Below are 14,857 nucleotides of genomic sequence, written 5' to 3' on the forward strand. Positions count from 1 at the left end.
GGTTGGGGTGGGTTTGGGGCGCAGAGTGGGCCCCGCAACGTGGGCCTCGCAGTGGGTGGTGTGTTGTGGGGCCTGGTGTGCGTGGGTTGGGGTGGGTTTGGGGCGCAGAGCGGGCCCCGCAGTGTGGGGTGGGGGTGGGTTTGGGGCGCAGAGTGGGCCCCGCAAAGGGGAGTCCTGAAACGGAACCCGCAAGGACACAGCCAGGGCCCCGGGAAAACCCGGGGCCCTGGCTGTTGACGTGGTGCGGGTCTACTCGACTTCGTCGGCCAAAGTACCCAAGTACAGCTGGATCACCTTGGGGTCCTTCATGAGTTCCCGACCCGTACCTGTGTATGCGTCCTTTCCTTGGTCCAGGACGTAGCCGCGGTCGCAGATCTGCAGGCAGCGGCGGGCGTTCTGTTCCACCATGATCACGGACACACCTGCACGGTTGATCTCGTGGACGCGAAGGAAGGTTTCATCCTGCTTGACGGGGGAGAGGCCTGCAGAAGGCTCGTCCAACAGCAGTACCGCCGGATCCATCATGAGTGCCCTGCCCATGGCGACCATTTGGCGCTCGCCTCCGGACAGGGACCCGGCACGCTGGGCGCGGCGCTTGCCCAACTCCGGGAACAGGCTGGTGACGAAGTCAAAGCGTTCGGCAAATACCTTTGGCCGCTGGAACATGCCCATCTGGAGGTTTTCTTCGATGGTGAGTGTCGAGAACACGTTGTTTGTCTGCGGCACAAAGCCAACACCTTGGGTGACCAACTTATTGGCCTTCAAACCGGTGAGGTCCTGGCCACGCACCACAACAGTGCCGGAGTGGACTTTCACCAAGCCGAACATGGCTTTGAGAAGGGTCGACTTGCCGGCACCGTTGGGGCCGATGATCCCGATTAGTTCGCCTTTGCGGGCTTCGATGCTGCATCCGTTAAGGATGTTGACTCCGGGGAGGTAGCCAGCGACGAGGTTGGTGACCTTGACCACCGAATCGTCCGCGGGCGTTCCTGCTGGGGCGGGCATGGCGCTGGTGGCGCTCATTTCTCGTCCTCCTGCTTCGTTTCGATGATGTCGGACAGGATGCCGGCGTCTTCGGTGCCAACCACCGATTCCTCGTCAGCTTCGAGTTCGGCCTCGAGTTCCCTGATGCCTTCGGCGTCGCCGAGATCGACGTCGTGGTGGGCGCCCAAGTAAGCGTCGATCACGGCCGGGTTCTTCATGACCTCTCCTGGAGGTCCTTCGGCCACGACCTTTCCTTCTGCCATGACCACCACCCAGTCGGCGATGTGCCGCACCATGTTCATATCGTGCTCCACGAAGAGCACGGTCATGCCTTCGGCCTTGAGGTTCTTGATGTGGTCCAGCAATGACTGGGTCAGCGCCGGGTTCACGCCTGCCATGGGCTCGTCGAGCATGACGAGTTTTGGCCGGACCATGAGGGAGCGGGCCATTTCCAGGAGCTTTCGCTGACCGCCGGAGAGGGACGCCGCGTAGTCGTCCTTCTTCGTATCCAGCTTGAACTTCTCCAGAAGAATGTCGGCCTGCGCGGTGATCTCCTTCTCGCGGCTGCCCCAGATGCCCTTGAAGAGGGCGTTGGAGAGACGTTCGCCTGGCTGGTTGGCAGCGCCCAGCCGCATGTTCTCCATGACCGTGAGCTTTCCCATGACCTTGGTCAACTGGAAAGTACGAACCATGCCCATGCGTGCCACTTTGTAGGAGGAAACGCCGGCCAGGCTGTTGCCTTCGAACTGCCACTTGCCGCTGTTCGGCGTATCGAACCCGGTCAGCAGGTTGAACAGCGTGGTCTTGCCGGCGCCGTTGGGGCCGATCAGGGCCGTGATCTTGTGGCGCGGGATTTCGAGGTATTCAACATCGACGGCGTTGATGCCACCGAAGGAACGCGTGACGTTCTCGGCCACCACGATCGGATCACGCTTCTTGCATCCGGGGATGTTTTCCCCGACCGCGATGGGCCGGGAATCGGTCATGTAGTCAATATTTTGTTCGTTGGTCTCACTCATGCGAAAGCAAGCTCCTTCTTATTGCCGAAGACGCCTTGCGGGCGGAAGATCATCAGGAGCATCAGCGCAACGCCCACCAGGATGTAGCGCAGCTGGCCTGCCTGGACGGTGGTCAGCCAGGTGACCGCTCCGGACTCGATGAGCCCGTAGAGCAGGCTCTGGGTCAGGGAGAGCACAACCCAGAAGATCATTGCTCCAATCACGGGCCCCAGGACCGTTGCCATGCCGCCCAGGAGGAGGCAGGTCCATAGGAAGAACGTGAGTTCTGTGCCGTAGTTGGAAGGTTGGACTGCGCCGCGGGGGAGCGTGAAGATCATGCCTGCCAAGGCGCCAAGGACGCCACCGATGATGAGGGCCTGCATCTTGTAGGAGTAAACGTTCTTGCCCAAGGAACGAACAGCGTTTTCGTCTTCGCGGATGCCCTTGAGGACACGGCCCCAGGGGCTGCGCATCAGCAGCCAGACGAGCAGGCAGCAAATGATAACCAGGCCCCAGCCGACCACGCGTATGAAGAAGTCGCGGTTGTTCATGCCCATGTAGGACCCTTCGGGGAAGGGATTCATGGAGTAGAAGCTGCCCTCAAAAGCGGCCAAGCCGTTAGCGGAGCCTGTGACACCGGTGAGCTGGTTGGTGGTGACCACATAGCGCACGATTTCCGCGGCGGCGATGGTCACGATTGCCAGGTAATCGGCCCGCAACCGCAGCGTGGGGATACCCAGGATGAACGCGAAGATCACCGAGCACAGCACTGCGATGAGCAGGCTGATGAAGAACGGTGTCTTGAAGGTCAGGGTGGAGATGGCGAAGCCATAGGCACCCACGGCCATGAATCCTGCTTGGCCGAAGTTGAGCAGGCCTGAGTAGCCGAAGTGAACGGCGAGGCCCAAAGCAGCAAGTGCGTAGGCCGCCGTCGTCGGACTGAACAATTCGCCGAGGGCGCTGGAGAAAATAAACCCGAAATCCATGGCCCGCTCCTAACCCACACGCTCACGCCGGCCGAGGATACCCTGCGGTCGGAACAGAAGAACAACAATCATGATGAACAAGGCGCCGACGTACTTGAGGTCGGCGGGGAGACCGAACACGGTGGTCAGCTCCACAAAGATGCCTACGACGATCGAACCGATCAAGGCACCGAACACGGTTCCCAAACCGCCGAGGGTCACGCCTGCGAAGATGAGCAGCAGGATCTGCGAGCCCATGTCGAAGGTGACGCCTGGCCGGTAGTAGGCCCAGAGGATGCCGCCGAGTGAGGCGAGGACGCCGCCGACGATCCACACGATGCGGATCACGGAGTCGACGTCGATGCCTGAGGCAGCTGCCAATGCCGGGTTGTCTGCCACTGCACGCGTTGCTTTGCCCAAGCGGGTCTTCAGCAGCACGATGCCGATCAAGGCGATCACCACGGCACTGATGATCAGCGACCACAGGTTGTTCGGGGAGATCGACACGGGGCCAAGCTGGATTTCTGCGCTTTGGGCTCCAGGCAGTTGCTGCGTGGCACCGCCGAAGTAGAACTGGATGACGTAGCGAATGGCGAGTGCCAAACCGATGCTGACGATCATCATGGGGACCAGGCTCGTGCCTCGCCGGCGCAGCGGGCGCCAGAGTCCTGCGTCCTGGACGTAGCCGAACAGGCCGCCACCCACCAGCGCCAGCAGGATTGCCAGCCAGAAGGGCAGGCCAAAGCCGTTGAACATAAAGACCAGGACCGCGCCGAGCGTGACCATCTCACCGTGGGCGAAGTTGGTGAGGCCGGTGGTACCGAAGATCAAGGACAGGCCCACGGATGCAAGCGCGAGCAGAAGGCCAAAGCTCAGGCCCGCAACCAAACGGTTGAGGAGGTTCTGGCCGAAGTCCTGTTGCTGGATCACGATGCCTTTACCGAAGGCAAAGATCACGGACAGGTTCGAGGTTTGGCTGAACGTGACATCACGGGGGTTCTGCTGGCCTTCGGCCAGTGTGATGCCCTCCGGCAAGGTGGAGGTGTCCAGCTCAACGGTGTAAGTGCCCTGGACGGGGACGCCAATGGTCCATGCGCCATTGGCTCCGGATGTGGCATCGCCCTCGAATCCGTTGCCCTTGGCTGTGATCTTCACGCCCGGGATGGGGGCCCGGGCATCGTCACGGAGGAAACCGCTGATGTTGTTCTGGAAATTCGTCGGTGAGGGCGAAGGCGAGGGGGTGGTTGCCTCCGCCGCGGGGGCGGCGATCAGCAGAGTTGCGATGAGGGCTGCGAAAAACGCCCCCACGATTCTCTGCAGTCCTTTGGACCGTCTCATGGACGGGTCGCGCAGTGTGCTTCTCAAAATGGAAACCTCCACAGTGGGGGTGGTCCCGGCTGCGCCTTTGCAGCCGGTGCGAACGGTCATGGGGCTCGTGAACAGTTCTTGCCTAGCTGCCTCTTTTGTGATCTAAGTCACCCATGTGTGGCCTATGTTACCGCTCGGTGCACGCAAAGAATGCACCCCGAAGGGCTCCTAAGATCGCGATCGGATAACAACTGTGAAGCCAGAGGCAACTATTGATGTAGCGCCGCTTAAGTAAACCTTTGTTGTTTCAAGGTGCTTCTAAACGGTCGGGGACGCGCGGGAAGCACCCACCCGAGTGACACAGTTCCTATTTCGGGTCACGGTTGCGTTGCGTATGGGTGAACAAGGGAACTTTCCCTGCCCACGGCACGTGGTAATTGGTACCGTAAATTATCACTTAGCCCTTTTTCAGGAGGACAACCGCAATGGCACTTGGCGGAAACCCGATCTTCAACGGAAAGAATTTCCGTGGAGCCAAACAGGCACCGCCTGTACCGCAGTATCCGTACGGCCAGCAGTTCAACCAGGTCCCGGGCCGCGCGCCCGGCCAGGTCATGGACGGCCAGGCAGCATGGGCTGCCCAGCAGCAGAACATGACCAACGAGCAACTGCAGCAGATGTACAACCAGCCTGCTGCAGGTCCGGCTGATACCGGGCGCATGACCTATGACGACGTCATCATGAAGACCGTCGCATGTTTGGTGGTACTCGTCCTGGGCGCTGCCGTGACGCTCTTTGTGGCCCCGGCCCTGTCCACCATGCTCATGATCGTGGGTGCGCTTGGCGGCTTCGTGCTGGCGCTCGTCAACACGTTCAAGAAGCAGCCGTCACCGGCGCTCATCCTTGCTTATGCAGGTCTTGAAGGCCTCTTCCTGGGTGGCCTGACCCGCTTCCTGGATGCCATGTACCCGGGCGTTGGGCTGCAGGCCGTCATCGGTACATTGGCTGTGTTCGGCGTGACGCTGCTGCTCTTCAAGAACGGCAAGGTCCGTGCGACGCCCAAGCTGGTGCGCTTCTTCATGATCGCCACCATCGGCTACGCCGTGTTCGCCGTGATCAACCTCGTCATGATGTGGACCGGCGCCGTGGACGAGCCCTTCGGCCTTCGCACCAGCATCACGATCGCAGGCATTCCGCTGGGTGTGTTCATCGGCATTCTGGCCATCGGCTTGGCAGCGTTCTCGCTGATCATGGACTTCACCAGCATCGAAGAAGGTGTTCGCGCCGGTGCCCCGGAGCGCTACTCCTGGACTGCGGCCTTCGGCTTGACGGTCACGCTGGTATGGCTCTACGTCGAAATCATCCGCTTGCTGGCAATTCTGCGCGGCGACGACTAATTTCAGCGGTACAGCATTGAATTGCCCCCGAAGATTCGTCTTCGGGGGCAATTTTCATGTGGAGAGGGCCTTATTAGCTAAGCCGCTCGAAGACCACGGCCATTCCCTGTCCACCGCCAACGCATAGCGTGGCCAATCCAAGCGTCCCGTCACGCTCCTTCAAGCCGTTGAGGAGCGTGCTGGTCATCCGTGCGCCGGTCATGCCGAACGGGTGGCCCAGGGCAATCGCGCCGCCATGGACGTTCAGTTTTTGCGGGTCGATGCCGAGTTCACGAGCGCTGGCCACCACTTGCACAGCGAAGGCCTCGTTGAGTTCCACAAGGTCGATGTCGTCGATGGTGAGGCCCGCAATTGCCAACGCGCGACGCGTGGATTCGACGGGTCCCATGCCCATCAGTTCAGGCGAGAGAGCGCTAATGCCGGTGGAGATCACGCGTGCCAGGGGTTGGAGGCCCAGCTCGCGCGCCCGGGTGTCGCTCATGACAACCACGGCGGCCGCTCCGTCGTTTAGCGGGCACGCATTGCCGGCTGTCACGGTGCCCTCTGGACGGAACACTGGCTGCAAAGAGGAGACAGCCTCCATGGTGACTCCTGGCCGGGGCGAATCGTCACGCTCAACCACCACCCCGTCTTTGCGGGAGTATGGAGTGATATCGCGCGAGTAGAAACCTGACGCGATCGCGGCCTCGGCGCGGTTCTGGCTGAGAACGCCCCACGCGTCCTGCTCGGCACGGCTGATGCCATAACTGGTGGCAACGTTTTCGGCTGTCTGGCCCATGGCGATGTAGACATCTGGCAGCCGTCCGCCGAGCCGGGGATCGGTCCAGGGAATGTTCGACGCCGCGCGGGCTACGGTACGCTGGGCTGCTGATTCAAAAAGGGGATTGTGGTTGGCAGCGTCGGTCTCGCCGGCCCCGGCCCAGTTCTGGTACCGCGACACACTTTCGACGCCTGCCGAAACGATCGCCTGGGCTTCGCCGGACTTGATGGCATGGAACGCCATGCGCAGGGTCTGCAGGCTTGACGCGCAGAACCGGTTGATCGTGGCCGCGGGCACTCGGTCCAGTCCAGCAAGGACGGCGACCACACGGGCCATATTGGAGCCGGCTTCACCGCTCGGTTCAGCGCAACCCAGCAAGAGGTCATCGAGTCCGCGTCTGTCGTCGGCTGGATCAAAACCGGGAATTTTCGCGAGTGCGGCCTGCACCATGGCGGTCGCAAGATCGTCGGGACGTTCGTCCTTGAGGGAGCCTTTGAAGGCTCGGCCAATGGGACTTCGGGCAGTGGAAACAATAACAGCCTCAGTCATGGCCCCAGCTTACGCCCGGCGTCTGGAAGGACGCCGGGCGGCTGGGAGTCAGGCCAGGCGCAGGGCGCCGGCCGCGGGAGTTACCGTGAAAATGTCCGGAGCGGTGTAGCCGGCGTCAGCGAAAGCGCGCACCACGGCGGCCCGAACGTCCTGCTCCCGGCCCACCGGAGTCAAAGCGATGGCGGAGCCGCCAAAGCCGCCGCCGGTCATGCGGGCGCCAATGGCGCCGTTCGCCCGGGACGTGTCCACGGCAAGGTCGAGCTCCGGGCAGGAGATCTCAAAGTCGTCCCGCATGGAGACGTGGCTGGCATCCAGCAACGAACCGATGCTGGAGGGGCCCCGGGTGCCAAGGGTTTCCACGGTCTGGAGCACTCGGTCGTTTTCGGTGACGACGTGGCGAACGCGCCGGAGCGTCGTCTCGTCCAGCAGTCCGGAAGCTTCTCCCAAAGCCTCCACGCCGACGTCGCGTAGTGCTTTGACCCCAAGAATTTCGGCACCCAACTCGCACGACGCGCGGCGGGAGGCGTAACCGCCGTCGGCGTGCGAATGCGACACCTTGGTGTCGATGACCAGCAGGACAAGGCCCGAGGCCTCGGCATCGAAGGGAACGAGGTCCACATGCTGGTCGCGGCAGTCCAGGAAGACGGCATGACCCTTGGCACCGCGGAGGGACGCGGACTGGTCCATGATGCCGGTGGGGGCGCCAACGAACACGTTTTCAGCGCGCTGGGTGGCGAGCACCAGGTCCTCCGCCGCGAAACCGGCGCCCGTCAGCTCGTTGAGGGCGGTGATGACGGCACACTCGATCGCATGGGACGAGGAAAGCCCAGCGCCAAGGGGAACGTCAGAGTCGAGCAGCAAGTCAAAGCCCGGAACCTCCACGCCACGCTCCTGCAGCGCCCAGGCAACACCCAGAGGGTAGCGGGACCAGCCCTCGCCCGTGCCCGGCTCCAAACCGGCCAGGTCAGCCTCTACCAGTCCGTGTCCGCCGAACGTGGACAGCAGACGTACGCGGGAATCGTCGCGGAGCCGGAGCGCAACCTTGGCAGTCTTGTCGATGGCGAACGGCAGCACGAAGCCCTCGTTGTAGTCCGTGTGTTCGCCGATCAGGTTGACGCGGCCGGGAGCCTGCCACACGCCGTCGGGCGCTGCTCCAAACGTTTCCTGGAAGCGCGAGGTGAGGACGCTGGCGTCGGTGGTGGTGGTCATGCTCGGGTGCCTTCCAGGGTCTTGGCGGACGGGGTGCCGGGGGCTACGTTGCGCAGGCGCTCGGCAACGGCCTCGGGCGTGGTGTCGTTGATGAATGCTCCCATGGCAGCTTCTGAGCCGGCCAGGTACTTGAGCTTATCCGCGGCCCGGCGAGGTGACGTCAACTGCAGGTGCAATTGGCCCGCCGGGCGCAGGGTCGCCTCCAGTGGGGCTTGGTGCCAAGCGGAGATGTACGGCATGGGCGTCGGGTAGAGCGCGTCCAGCCTCTTCAGGAGGTCAAGGTAAACATGGGAGAGTTCGTCGCGTTCTTCGCCTGAGAGTGCCGCAAGGTCCGGGACGCTACGGTGCGGAACGAGGTGGATTTCCAAGGGCCAGCGAGCGGCGAAGGGAACGTACGCGCTGAAGTGCTTGGCCTCAAGGACCATCCGGCTGCCGTCTTCGCGCTCTGCCTTAAGCAATGACGCAGCGAGCGTTTCCTTGCCGTTGACGTCGTCATAGTACTTGCGGGCCACAGCGCCAAGGGTGGCAGCACGCGGAGTGACATACGGGTAGGCATAAATCTGGCCATGCGGGTGGTGCAGGGTGACTCCGATGTCGGCGCCGCGGTTCTCGAACGGGAACACCTGCTGGATGCCAGGCAGCGCACTGAGTGCCTCAGTGCGCTGCGCCCATGCCTCGATGACCGTGCGGGCACGGGTTTCGCCGAGTTCCGCGAAGGACCCGGTGTGCTGGGGCGTAAAAGCGACCACTTCACAGCGACCGAAGGCCGGTCCGCTGATGCCGTGTCCAGCGCTGCCCGCCACCGGGGGCCGGGGAATGTCGCCCAAAGCCGGTCCCAGCGAGGGGAAGCGGTTCTCAAAGACGACCACGTCATAGTCTGCCGCGGGGATTTCCGAGGGGTTGTCAGCCGTGGTGGGGCAGATGGGGCACTGGTGTGCCGGGGGGAGGTGCGTGCGGCTCTGCCGGTGTGCGGCTACTGCCACCCATTCGCCGGACAATGCGTCGTACCTGACCTCGCCGGGCTCGCCGCGAACAGGGAGCTCGCGGTGGTCCACCAGTGAATCCGGTGTGCGCTCGGGAGTTCCGGGGTCGTCGAAGTAGATCAGCTCGCGGCTGTCTGCAAGGCGGGTGCTCGTGATGCGACTCATGGATCCATCATTCCACAAGTAACCAAAAACACATAGTTTCTAACAAAAATGAACATTGACTGTCTCTTTGTCGTGATCGGAAATGCAGTACGGTATTGCCATGTCTGCCTCTTCCACGTCAGCCGGGTCTCCTGCCGAAAATGGCAATGAATCCGCACCCCGCCGCTTCGCTACCGGCCGCCAATTCGAACTGCGACGCGGGGATGCGCTCGCCGTCGTGACCGAGCTCGCCGCCGGGCTGCGCCTTTACAGCAAGGGCGGCGTGCAATTGACCGAAAGCTACGGCGACGCCGATATTCCGCCGGGCGCCACAGGCATCACTCTCGCTCCATGGGCCAACCGCGTGGAGGACGGCGTCTGGTACCTGGACGGCAAGAAGCAGCAACTCGATGTCACCGAGGTATCGCGCAACAACGCCAGCCATGGACTCCTGCGCAACGCTGGGTACGCGCTGGTGGACGAATCGGAGTTCTCCGTCACTCTGGAAGCCACGGTCTTCCCTCAACACGGCTACCCGTTCCTGGTCCGGCACCGGGTCAAGTACGAGCTCGACGCCAACCTGGACCTGCGCGTCTGGCAAACCTTGGTCAACGACTCCCAAAGCCAGGCACCCTTCGTCCTGGGCTCACACCCTTACCTCCGCCTCGGTGATATTGCCCCTGAGGACCTGGTCCTCACTGTCAAAGCAGCCAAGCGCCTGGTGGCAGATGAGCGACTGATTCCGCGCAGCACCGCCGTCGTGGATGGCGATTTCGACCTCTCTTCAGGTCGTTCGGTTGGCAGCCTTGACGTGGATGTCGCGCTGACAGATCTGACGTTCGACGGCGGTATGGCGCGCCACACGCTGTCGGCGCCTGACGGGCGCAGTGTCAGCCTGGAACAAGACGTGAGCTGCCAGTACGTCCACGTGTTCGTCACCGATACCTTCCCCGGGCGGTCCAAAGCCGTGGCCATCGAGCCCATGACCGGACCCGCGAACGCGTTCAACAGCGGCGACGGGCTGCGTTGGCTGGCTCCCGGCGATGCTTTCACCATGGCATGGGGGATCACCGCCTCGCTCTAGCTCTGGAGAGTCGGTTTCCCTTACGGAGCGGCCTGCGGAATTATGGGCTTATGACGCCAACACCGGACGCCAGATCCCGTTCTGACCAAAAAATTGCCCAAGACATTCCCTACGGGGTGCGCATTGCGGCCGCGTGGTCGTGGCGAGTGGGCCTGATCCTGCTCATGATCGGCGCGCTGGTGTGGCTGCTGGGCAAGGTCAGCTTCCTCATCATTCCTGTCATGGTGGCGGCGCTTCTGGCTGGACTTTTGCACCCGGTGGTTGCGTGGCTGCGCAAGAGGAAGATCCCCATTGGGCTCGCCGTTGCCATCACAGTCCTTGGCTTCATCGGTGTCATCGCAGGTGCGCTCGCCCTGGTCGGCCGGCAGCTTGTTTCCGGGTTCGGCGAACTGTGGCAAGAGGCGCTGGCGGGAATCCAGCAGATTCAGACCTGGTTATCCGACGGTCCACTGCACCTGACCGCAGACCAAATCGATCAGTACATTTCAGATGGCGTGGCCGCGCTGCAGACCAACAGCAGCAGCATCCTCAGCGGCGCATTGTCCTTCGGCAGCACCGCGGGCCATTTTGCTGCAGGTCTCGTCCTGGCGTTGTTCATCCTCATCTTTTTCCTGCTGGAAGGCAGCCGGATCTGGGCCTTCCTGGTTCGTCTCCTGCCAAAGGCAGGCCGCAGGGCAGCAGATGGGGCAGGTCGCCGCGGCTGGACGTCCATGGTCAATTACGTGCGCATCCAGATGTTCGTGGCTTTTGTTGATGCCGTAGGCATCGGCGTGGGCGCCGCCATCATCCAGGTCCCACTCGCCCTTCCGCTGGCAGTGCTGGTGTTCATCGGCTCGTTCATTCCCGTGGTGGGTGCCCTGGTCACGGGCGCGATCGCCGTCCTGCTGGCCCTCGTAGCCAATGGGCCGGTCAATGCCCTGATCATGCTGGCCATCGTCTTGCTCGTCCAGCAGTTGGAAAGCCACATCCTGCAGCCGCTCGTGATGGGCAAAGCCGTGGCACTTCACCCGGTGGCAGTGATCCTTTCCGTAGCTGCAGGCTCATACCTCGCAGGGATCCCCGGCGCCTTGTTCGCCGTGCCGCTGCTCGCCGTAGTAAATACGGCGGTTCGCTACATTGCCGGCCGGACGTGGGAACATGATGAAGGATTGGGAGCAGCGGAGCTGCAGCCTGGAGCCGCATCGTCGGAAACGGGCGGCGACTCCAACTTCAGGGAAGTTCACCTTCCCGGAGCCGAATCCCGAGGCGGTAAAGGCGCCGCAAGCAAGACCAAGGCCTCAGGGAGCACCTCCGTGGAGGGCCCTGCAGTCGACACCAACAAAGGAGAATAGTCAGTGAATACCCTCGAAACCCTGCCCGTCACGCTGGACGATGTCCTCAAGGCGCAGGAGCTGCTCGAGGGCATTATTACCAAGACTCCTGTGGAGTCGTCCAGGGCACTCGGCAGCCTCGTGGGCGGCAATGTTTTCTTCAAGTGTGAGAACCTCCAGCGCGCCGGATCATTCAAGGTCCGTGGCGCCTACGTCCGCATGGCGCGACTTACCGACGCCGAAAAGAAGCGCGGCGTCGTAGCAGCCTCGGCTGGTAACCATGCACAGGGCGTGGCCGTAGCGGCCAAGAGCCTGGGCATCAACGCCCGAATCTACATGCCGCTTGGCGTTGCCCTTCCCAAGCTCGCGGCAACCCGCAGCCATGGCGCTGAAGTTGTTCTGCACGGGCACAACGTGGACGAAGCTTTGGCTGAGGCGCAGCGCTATGCCAATGAGACTGGTGCCGTCTTCGTCCACCCCTTCGACAACGTGGATGTCGTGGCCGGCCAAGGCACCATCGGCCTTGAGATCCTGGAACAGATCCCCAACGTCGACACCATTGTCATGGGAGTTGGCGGCGGCGGCCTGCTGGCCGGCGTCGCAGTCGCCATCAAGGCAAAAGCCAAGGAGCTTGGCCGCGAGATCCGCGTCATCGGAGTGCAGGCTGAAAACGCAGCCGCCTACCCGCCGTCGTTGGCTGCCGATGCCTTGGTGCCGCTCAAGAAAGTGTCCACCATGGCGGACGGCATCGCAGTGGGTCGACCCGGGCAGTTGCCCTTCAGCATCATTCGCGAACTCGTGGACGACGTCGTGACCGTCAGCGAAGATTCGCTGGCCCGTGCACTGATCTTCCTGCTCGAACGCGCCAAAATGGTAGTGGAACCGGCCGGAGCCGTGGGCGTGGCTGCGCTCATGGACGGCAGGATCGAGAACCCGGGGAACACCGCCGTCATCCTCTCCGGCGGAAACATCGACCCCATGCTGATGCTCAAAGTCATTCAGCGCGGTCTCTCTGCCGCAGGCCGCTTCATGACGGTCCGCATGATGCTCGATGACCGTCCGGGCTCCCTGGCAACGATCGCCCGCATCATTGCGGAGAACGACGCCAACGTCACCGGCCTTGACCACACGCGCTTGGGTGGCTCCATCAGCATGGGCGATGTCTCCATCACCATCAACCTGGAAACAAAGGGCCATGAACACGGCGAACAAGTCCTCGGTGCCTTGCGGGCCGAGGGCTTCCAGCCGATCGTGGTGCACTGACGGGAGGGGCGCGCATGGTGCTCGAAACGCCTGACGGCTCGAAGGCCGAAACCGAGGATTCCTTGGCGGTTCGCGCCAAGGGCGGCTTGTTGTTCATGGGCGGCTTCGTGATCCTGCTGTACGTGATCGAGTTCGTGAACACGATCATGATGCACGGCTTGAACGCCACCTTTGGGTTGAGGTCGCGCAACCTCGGCGGCGTCCTGGACATCCTGACGTTTCCGCTGCTCCACGCCAACCTGAATCATCTGCTGTCCAACACTTTGCCGCTGATCATCTTCGGCTTCCTGGTGTTCCTCGCCGGAATCAGGGTCTTCATCACAGCGCTGGCCTTCAGCTGGCTCGGCTCCGGCATCACCGTGTGGCTCATCGGTGGGGGAGGCGTCACTGTGGGCGCCTCCGGTTTGGTCTTTGGCTTCTTCGCGTTCCTGTTGGTCCGGGGCTTCTTCAATAAGAGTTGGTGGCAGATCCTGCTCTCCGTGGTGCTCTTCATGGCATACGGCAGCATCCTCTTCGGCGTGCTGCCTACCGTGATGGGCTTTATTTCCTGGCAAGCCCATCTTGGCGGGGCCATCGGCGGTATCATTGCCGCAATACTGCTGCGTCCCAAGTCCAAACTCGCCGCCTGACCCAACTGAGTAGCAGCAGAGCGCGTTTTGAACGCTCAAAACGCGCTTAACTGCGACCTAGTTGGGTTGCTGGGCACGAAAAACGCCGGCCCACCCCGTGAAGGGGCGGGCCGGCGTCGTGTTCTGAAACTGCTTAGGCGAGGTAAGGCTTGGCGGAAACGATCTCCACCGGGATGTCCTTGCCGTTGGGGGCGGTGTAGCTGAGCTTGTCGCCCTCCTTGTGGCCGATGATGGCAGCACCCAGCGGAGACTTCTCGCTGAAGACATCGAGATCGGAGTCGCCTGCGATTTCGCGGGAGCCGAGCAGGAAGGTCTCTTCGTCGCCGGCGATCCGGGCAACGACCAGCATGCCGGGCTCAACGATTCCGTCGTCGGCAGGAGCCTCGCCAACCTGGGCATCGCGGAGCAGTGCAGTGAGCTGACGGATGCGGGCTTCGATCTTGCCCTGCTCTTCCTTGGCTGCGTGGTAACCGCCGTTTTCCTTGAGGTCGCCTTCTTGGCGTGCGGCTTCGATCTTCTGGACGATTTCCGCCCGGCCAGCGCCGGAAAGGTGGTCCAGCTCAGCCTTCAAGCGGTCGAAAGCTTCCTGGGTAAGCCAAGCTGCAGGCGCGCTATTGGTGGTAGACACGGATTTCTCCTTATGGATCTGACAAGCAAAAGACCCCGCCGAGGTGGCCACTCGTGGAACTCAGTAACCAACTTAGCGGGGTGAAGGTTTCATCCATTGTAGTAAATCCTGTGGATAAACCCAAGCTGGCTGAGAGGTGGCTCACACGATTGTTATTTACCGCTGTCCACGATCCAGCAGCTGTCCACCACACCGGAAACAGCTGGCGACTCTGTTCGCAGGACCGTGCGCTGTGCGGTGGTACTGCCGCCGTCGGCGCCCGCCTTGGGATCGTTGGGACCGATCTCCACCACCTTCCACCCGACCACGGCAAACTTGGAATCCATGGCTTTGATGGCGCATTTTGCGGTGGCTCCGGGGAATTTGGTGACTTGGTAGTCCACCTCGGCCTGGGTGCCATCCACGGTGCTGTAGCCGATGTCTTTGAACGTGACAGGCGCCTGGGCGGAGGACGTGGCCACCCATGCCATGAACCCGATGCCCACCACGAGCGCGGCAATGACGATGTTGCGCTTTGTTTTGCGGGTCAGGGCGCGCTTTTGACCACCGTAGCGATTGGCTAGGCTGTTGTTTGCCGGGTGTGCGGTGGCCGAAAGGTCCTCTGAAGTCACCCATCCAGTTTAGTGCTGATCCCGGCGCCTCCGTT

The 14,857-nt window shown here is 62.3% G+C and carries 14 protein-coding genes; 5 read left to right on the forward strand and 9 right to left on the reverse strand.

Going from position 1 to position 14,857, the window contains the following annotated elements; all coding sequences use genetic code 11:
• Positions 1 to 249: 249 nt before the first annotated feature.
• From ACIQC5_RS06000 to ACIQC5_RS06015, 4 genes are read right to left on the reverse strand one after another with little or no spacing between them, the layout of a single operon-like run.
• Positions 250 to 1,023, reverse strand: a complete 774-nt coding sequence (locus tag ACIQC5_RS06000) for an ABC transporter ATP-binding protein (protein WP_400279408.1) — start codon at positions 1,021 to 1,023, stop codon at positions 250 to 252.
• A complete protein-coding gene (locus ACIQC5_RS06005; protein ID WP_400279410.1) occupies positions 1,020 to 2,003 on the reverse strand; it encodes an ABC transporter ATP-binding protein in 984 nt (327 codons plus the stop codon). Before ACIQC5_RS06005 ends, ACIQC5_RS06000 begins: the two co-directional genes overlap by 4 nt.
• A complete protein-coding gene (locus ACIQC5_RS06010) occupies positions 2,000 to 2,968 on the reverse strand; it encodes a branched-chain amino acid ABC transporter permease (protein WP_400279413.1) in 969 nt (322 codons plus the stop codon). Before ACIQC5_RS06010 ends, ACIQC5_RS06005 begins: the two co-directional genes overlap by 4 nt.
• A gap of 9 nt (positions 2,969 to 2,977) precedes the next feature.
• Positions 2,978 to 4,285 carry a branched-chain amino acid ABC transporter permease gene (locus tag ACIQC5_RS06015; protein WP_400279415.1) on the reverse strand — a complete coding sequence of 436 codons (1,308 nt, stop codon included), beginning with the start codon at positions 4,283 to 4,285 and terminating at the stop codon, positions 2,978 to 2,980.
• Between the two features lie 455 nt (positions 4,286 to 4,740).
• Here ACIQC5_RS06015 and ACIQC5_RS06020 point away from each other — a divergent pair, with 455 nt between their 5' ends.
• Positions 4,741 to 5,652, forward strand: a complete 912-nt coding sequence (locus ACIQC5_RS06020; protein WP_400279418.1) for a Bax inhibitor-1/YccA family protein — start codon at positions 4,741 to 4,743, stop codon at positions 5,650 to 5,652.
• A gap of 73 nt (positions 5,653 to 5,725) precedes the next feature.
• Here the strand turns inward: ACIQC5_RS06020 and ACIQC5_RS06025 are convergent, their stop codons facing one another.
• From ACIQC5_RS06025 to galT, 3 genes are read right to left on the reverse strand one after another with little or no spacing between them, the layout of a single operon-like run.
• Positions 5,726 to 6,961, reverse strand: a complete 1,236-nt coding sequence (locus tag ACIQC5_RS06025; protein ID WP_400279421.1) for an acetyl-CoA C-acetyltransferase — start codon at positions 6,959 to 6,961, stop codon at positions 5,726 to 5,728.
• A gap of 48 nt (positions 6,962 to 7,009) precedes the next feature.
• Positions 7,010 to 8,170 carry a galactokinase gene (gene galK / locus ACIQC5_RS06030; protein ID WP_400279423.1) on the reverse strand — a complete coding sequence of 387 codons (1,161 nt, stop codon included), beginning with the start codon at positions 8,168 to 8,170 and terminating at the stop codon, positions 7,010 to 7,012.
• Positions 8,167 to 9,318: a galactose-1-phosphate uridylyltransferase gene (gene galT, locus ACIQC5_RS06035; RefSeq protein ID WP_400279426.1), complete on the reverse strand. Its 1,152-nt coding sequence runs from the start codon at positions 9,316 to 9,318 to the stop codon at positions 8,167 to 8,169. Before galT ends, galK begins: the two co-directional genes overlap by 4 nt.
• Positions 9,319 to 9,418: 100 nt before the next feature.
• On the opposite strand from galT, the gene ACIQC5_RS06040 reads away from it, so the two are divergent.
• The 4 genes from ACIQC5_RS06040 to ACIQC5_RS06055 are packed head-to-tail and all read left to right on the forward strand — an operon-like array spanning position 9,419 to position 13,583.
• Positions 9,419 to 10,381, forward strand: coding sequence for an aldose 1-epimerase family protein (locus tag ACIQC5_RS06040; protein ID WP_400279428.1), 963 nt, complete (start codon positions 9,419 to 9,421; stop codon positions 10,379 to 10,381).
• A 50-nt stretch (positions 10,382 to 10,431) separates the two neighbouring features.
• Complete coding sequence (locus tag ACIQC5_RS06045; protein WP_400279431.1) at positions 10,432 to 11,712, forward strand: AI-2E family transporter; 1,281 nt, start codon at positions 10,432 to 10,434, stop codon at positions 11,710 to 11,712.
• Between the two features lie 3 nt (positions 11,713 to 11,715).
• Positions 11,716 to 12,954 carry a threonine ammonia-lyase gene (gene ilvA / locus ACIQC5_RS06050; RefSeq protein ID WP_400279433.1) on the forward strand — a complete coding sequence of 413 codons (1,239 nt, stop codon included), beginning with the start codon at positions 11,716 to 11,718 and terminating at the stop codon, positions 12,952 to 12,954.
• A gap of 14 nt (positions 12,955 to 12,968) precedes the next feature.
• Positions 12,969 to 13,583: a rhomboid family intramembrane serine protease gene (locus ACIQC5_RS06055; protein WP_400279435.1), complete on the forward strand. Its 615-nt coding sequence runs from the start codon at positions 12,969 to 12,971 to the stop codon at positions 13,581 to 13,583.
• A gap of 133 nt (positions 13,584 to 13,716) precedes the next feature.
• On the opposite strand, the gene greA is transcribed toward ACIQC5_RS06055, so the two are convergent.
• Positions 13,717 to 14,211, reverse strand: coding sequence for a transcription elongation factor GreA (gene greA / locus ACIQC5_RS06060; protein ID WP_400279437.1), 495 nt, complete (start codon positions 14,209 to 14,211; stop codon positions 13,717 to 13,719).
• Positions 14,212 to 14,363: 152 nt separating this feature from the next.
• Positions 14,364 to 14,822: a DUF4307 domain-containing protein gene (locus ACIQC5_RS06065; RefSeq protein WP_400279439.1), complete on the reverse strand. Its 459-nt coding sequence runs from the start codon at positions 14,820 to 14,822 to the stop codon at positions 14,364 to 14,366.
• Positions 14,823 to 14,857: the final 35 nt, after the last annotated feature.

It is taken from the genome of Paenarthrobacter sp. NPDC092416, from assembly GCF_044755025.1.
GTDB lineage: Bacteria > Actinomycetota > Actinomycetes > Actinomycetales > Micrococcaceae > Arthrobacter.

What these genes read in the sequence shown, in the direction of transcription:
- ACIQC5_RS06055 (WP_400279435.1), top strand. Translation starts at nt 12,969, where the DNA reads ATGGTGCTCGAAACGCCTGACGGCTCGAAGGCCGAAACCGAGGATTCC.
- galK (WP_400279423.1), bottom strand. Translation starts at nt 8,170, where the DNA reads ATGACCACCACCACCGACGCCAGCGTCCTCACCTCGCGCTTCCAGGAA.
- ACIQC5_RS06045 (WP_400279431.1), top strand. Translation starts at nt 10,432, where the DNA reads ATGACGCCAACACCGGACGCCAGATCCCGTTCTGACCAAAAAATTGCC.
- ACIQC5_RS06040 (WP_400279428.1), top strand. Translation starts at nt 9,419, where the DNA reads ATGTCTGCCTCTTCCACGTCAGCCGGGTCTCCTGCCGAAAATGGCAAT.
- ACIQC5_RS06020 (WP_400279418.1), top strand. Translation starts at nt 4,741, where the DNA reads ATGGCACTTGGCGGAAACCCGATCTTCAACGGAAAGAATTTCCGTGGA.
- ACIQC5_RS06000 (WP_400279408.1), bottom strand. Translation starts at nt 1,023, where the DNA reads ATGAGCGCCACCAGCGCCATGCCCGCCCCAGCAGGAACGCCCGCGGAC.
- ACIQC5_RS06010 (WP_400279413.1), bottom strand. Translation starts at nt 2,968, where the DNA reads ATGGATTTCGGGTTTATTTTCTCCAGCGCCCTCGGCGAATTGTTCAGT.
- ACIQC5_RS06025 (WP_400279421.1), bottom strand. Translation starts at nt 6,961, where the DNA reads ATGACTGAGGCTGTTATTGTTTCCACTGCCCGAAGTCCCATTGGCCGA.
- ACIQC5_RS06015 (WP_400279415.1), bottom strand. Translation starts at nt 4,285, where the DNA reads ATGAGACGGTCCAAAGGACTGCAGAGAATCGTGGGGGCGTTTTTCGCA.
- galT (WP_400279426.1), bottom strand. Translation starts at nt 9,318, where the DNA reads ATGAGTCGCATCACGAGCACCCGCCTTGCAGACAGCCGCGAGCTGATC.
- ACIQC5_RS06005 (WP_400279410.1), bottom strand. Translation starts at nt 2,003, where the DNA reads ATGAGTGAGACCAACGAACAAAATATTGACTACATGACCGATTCCCGG.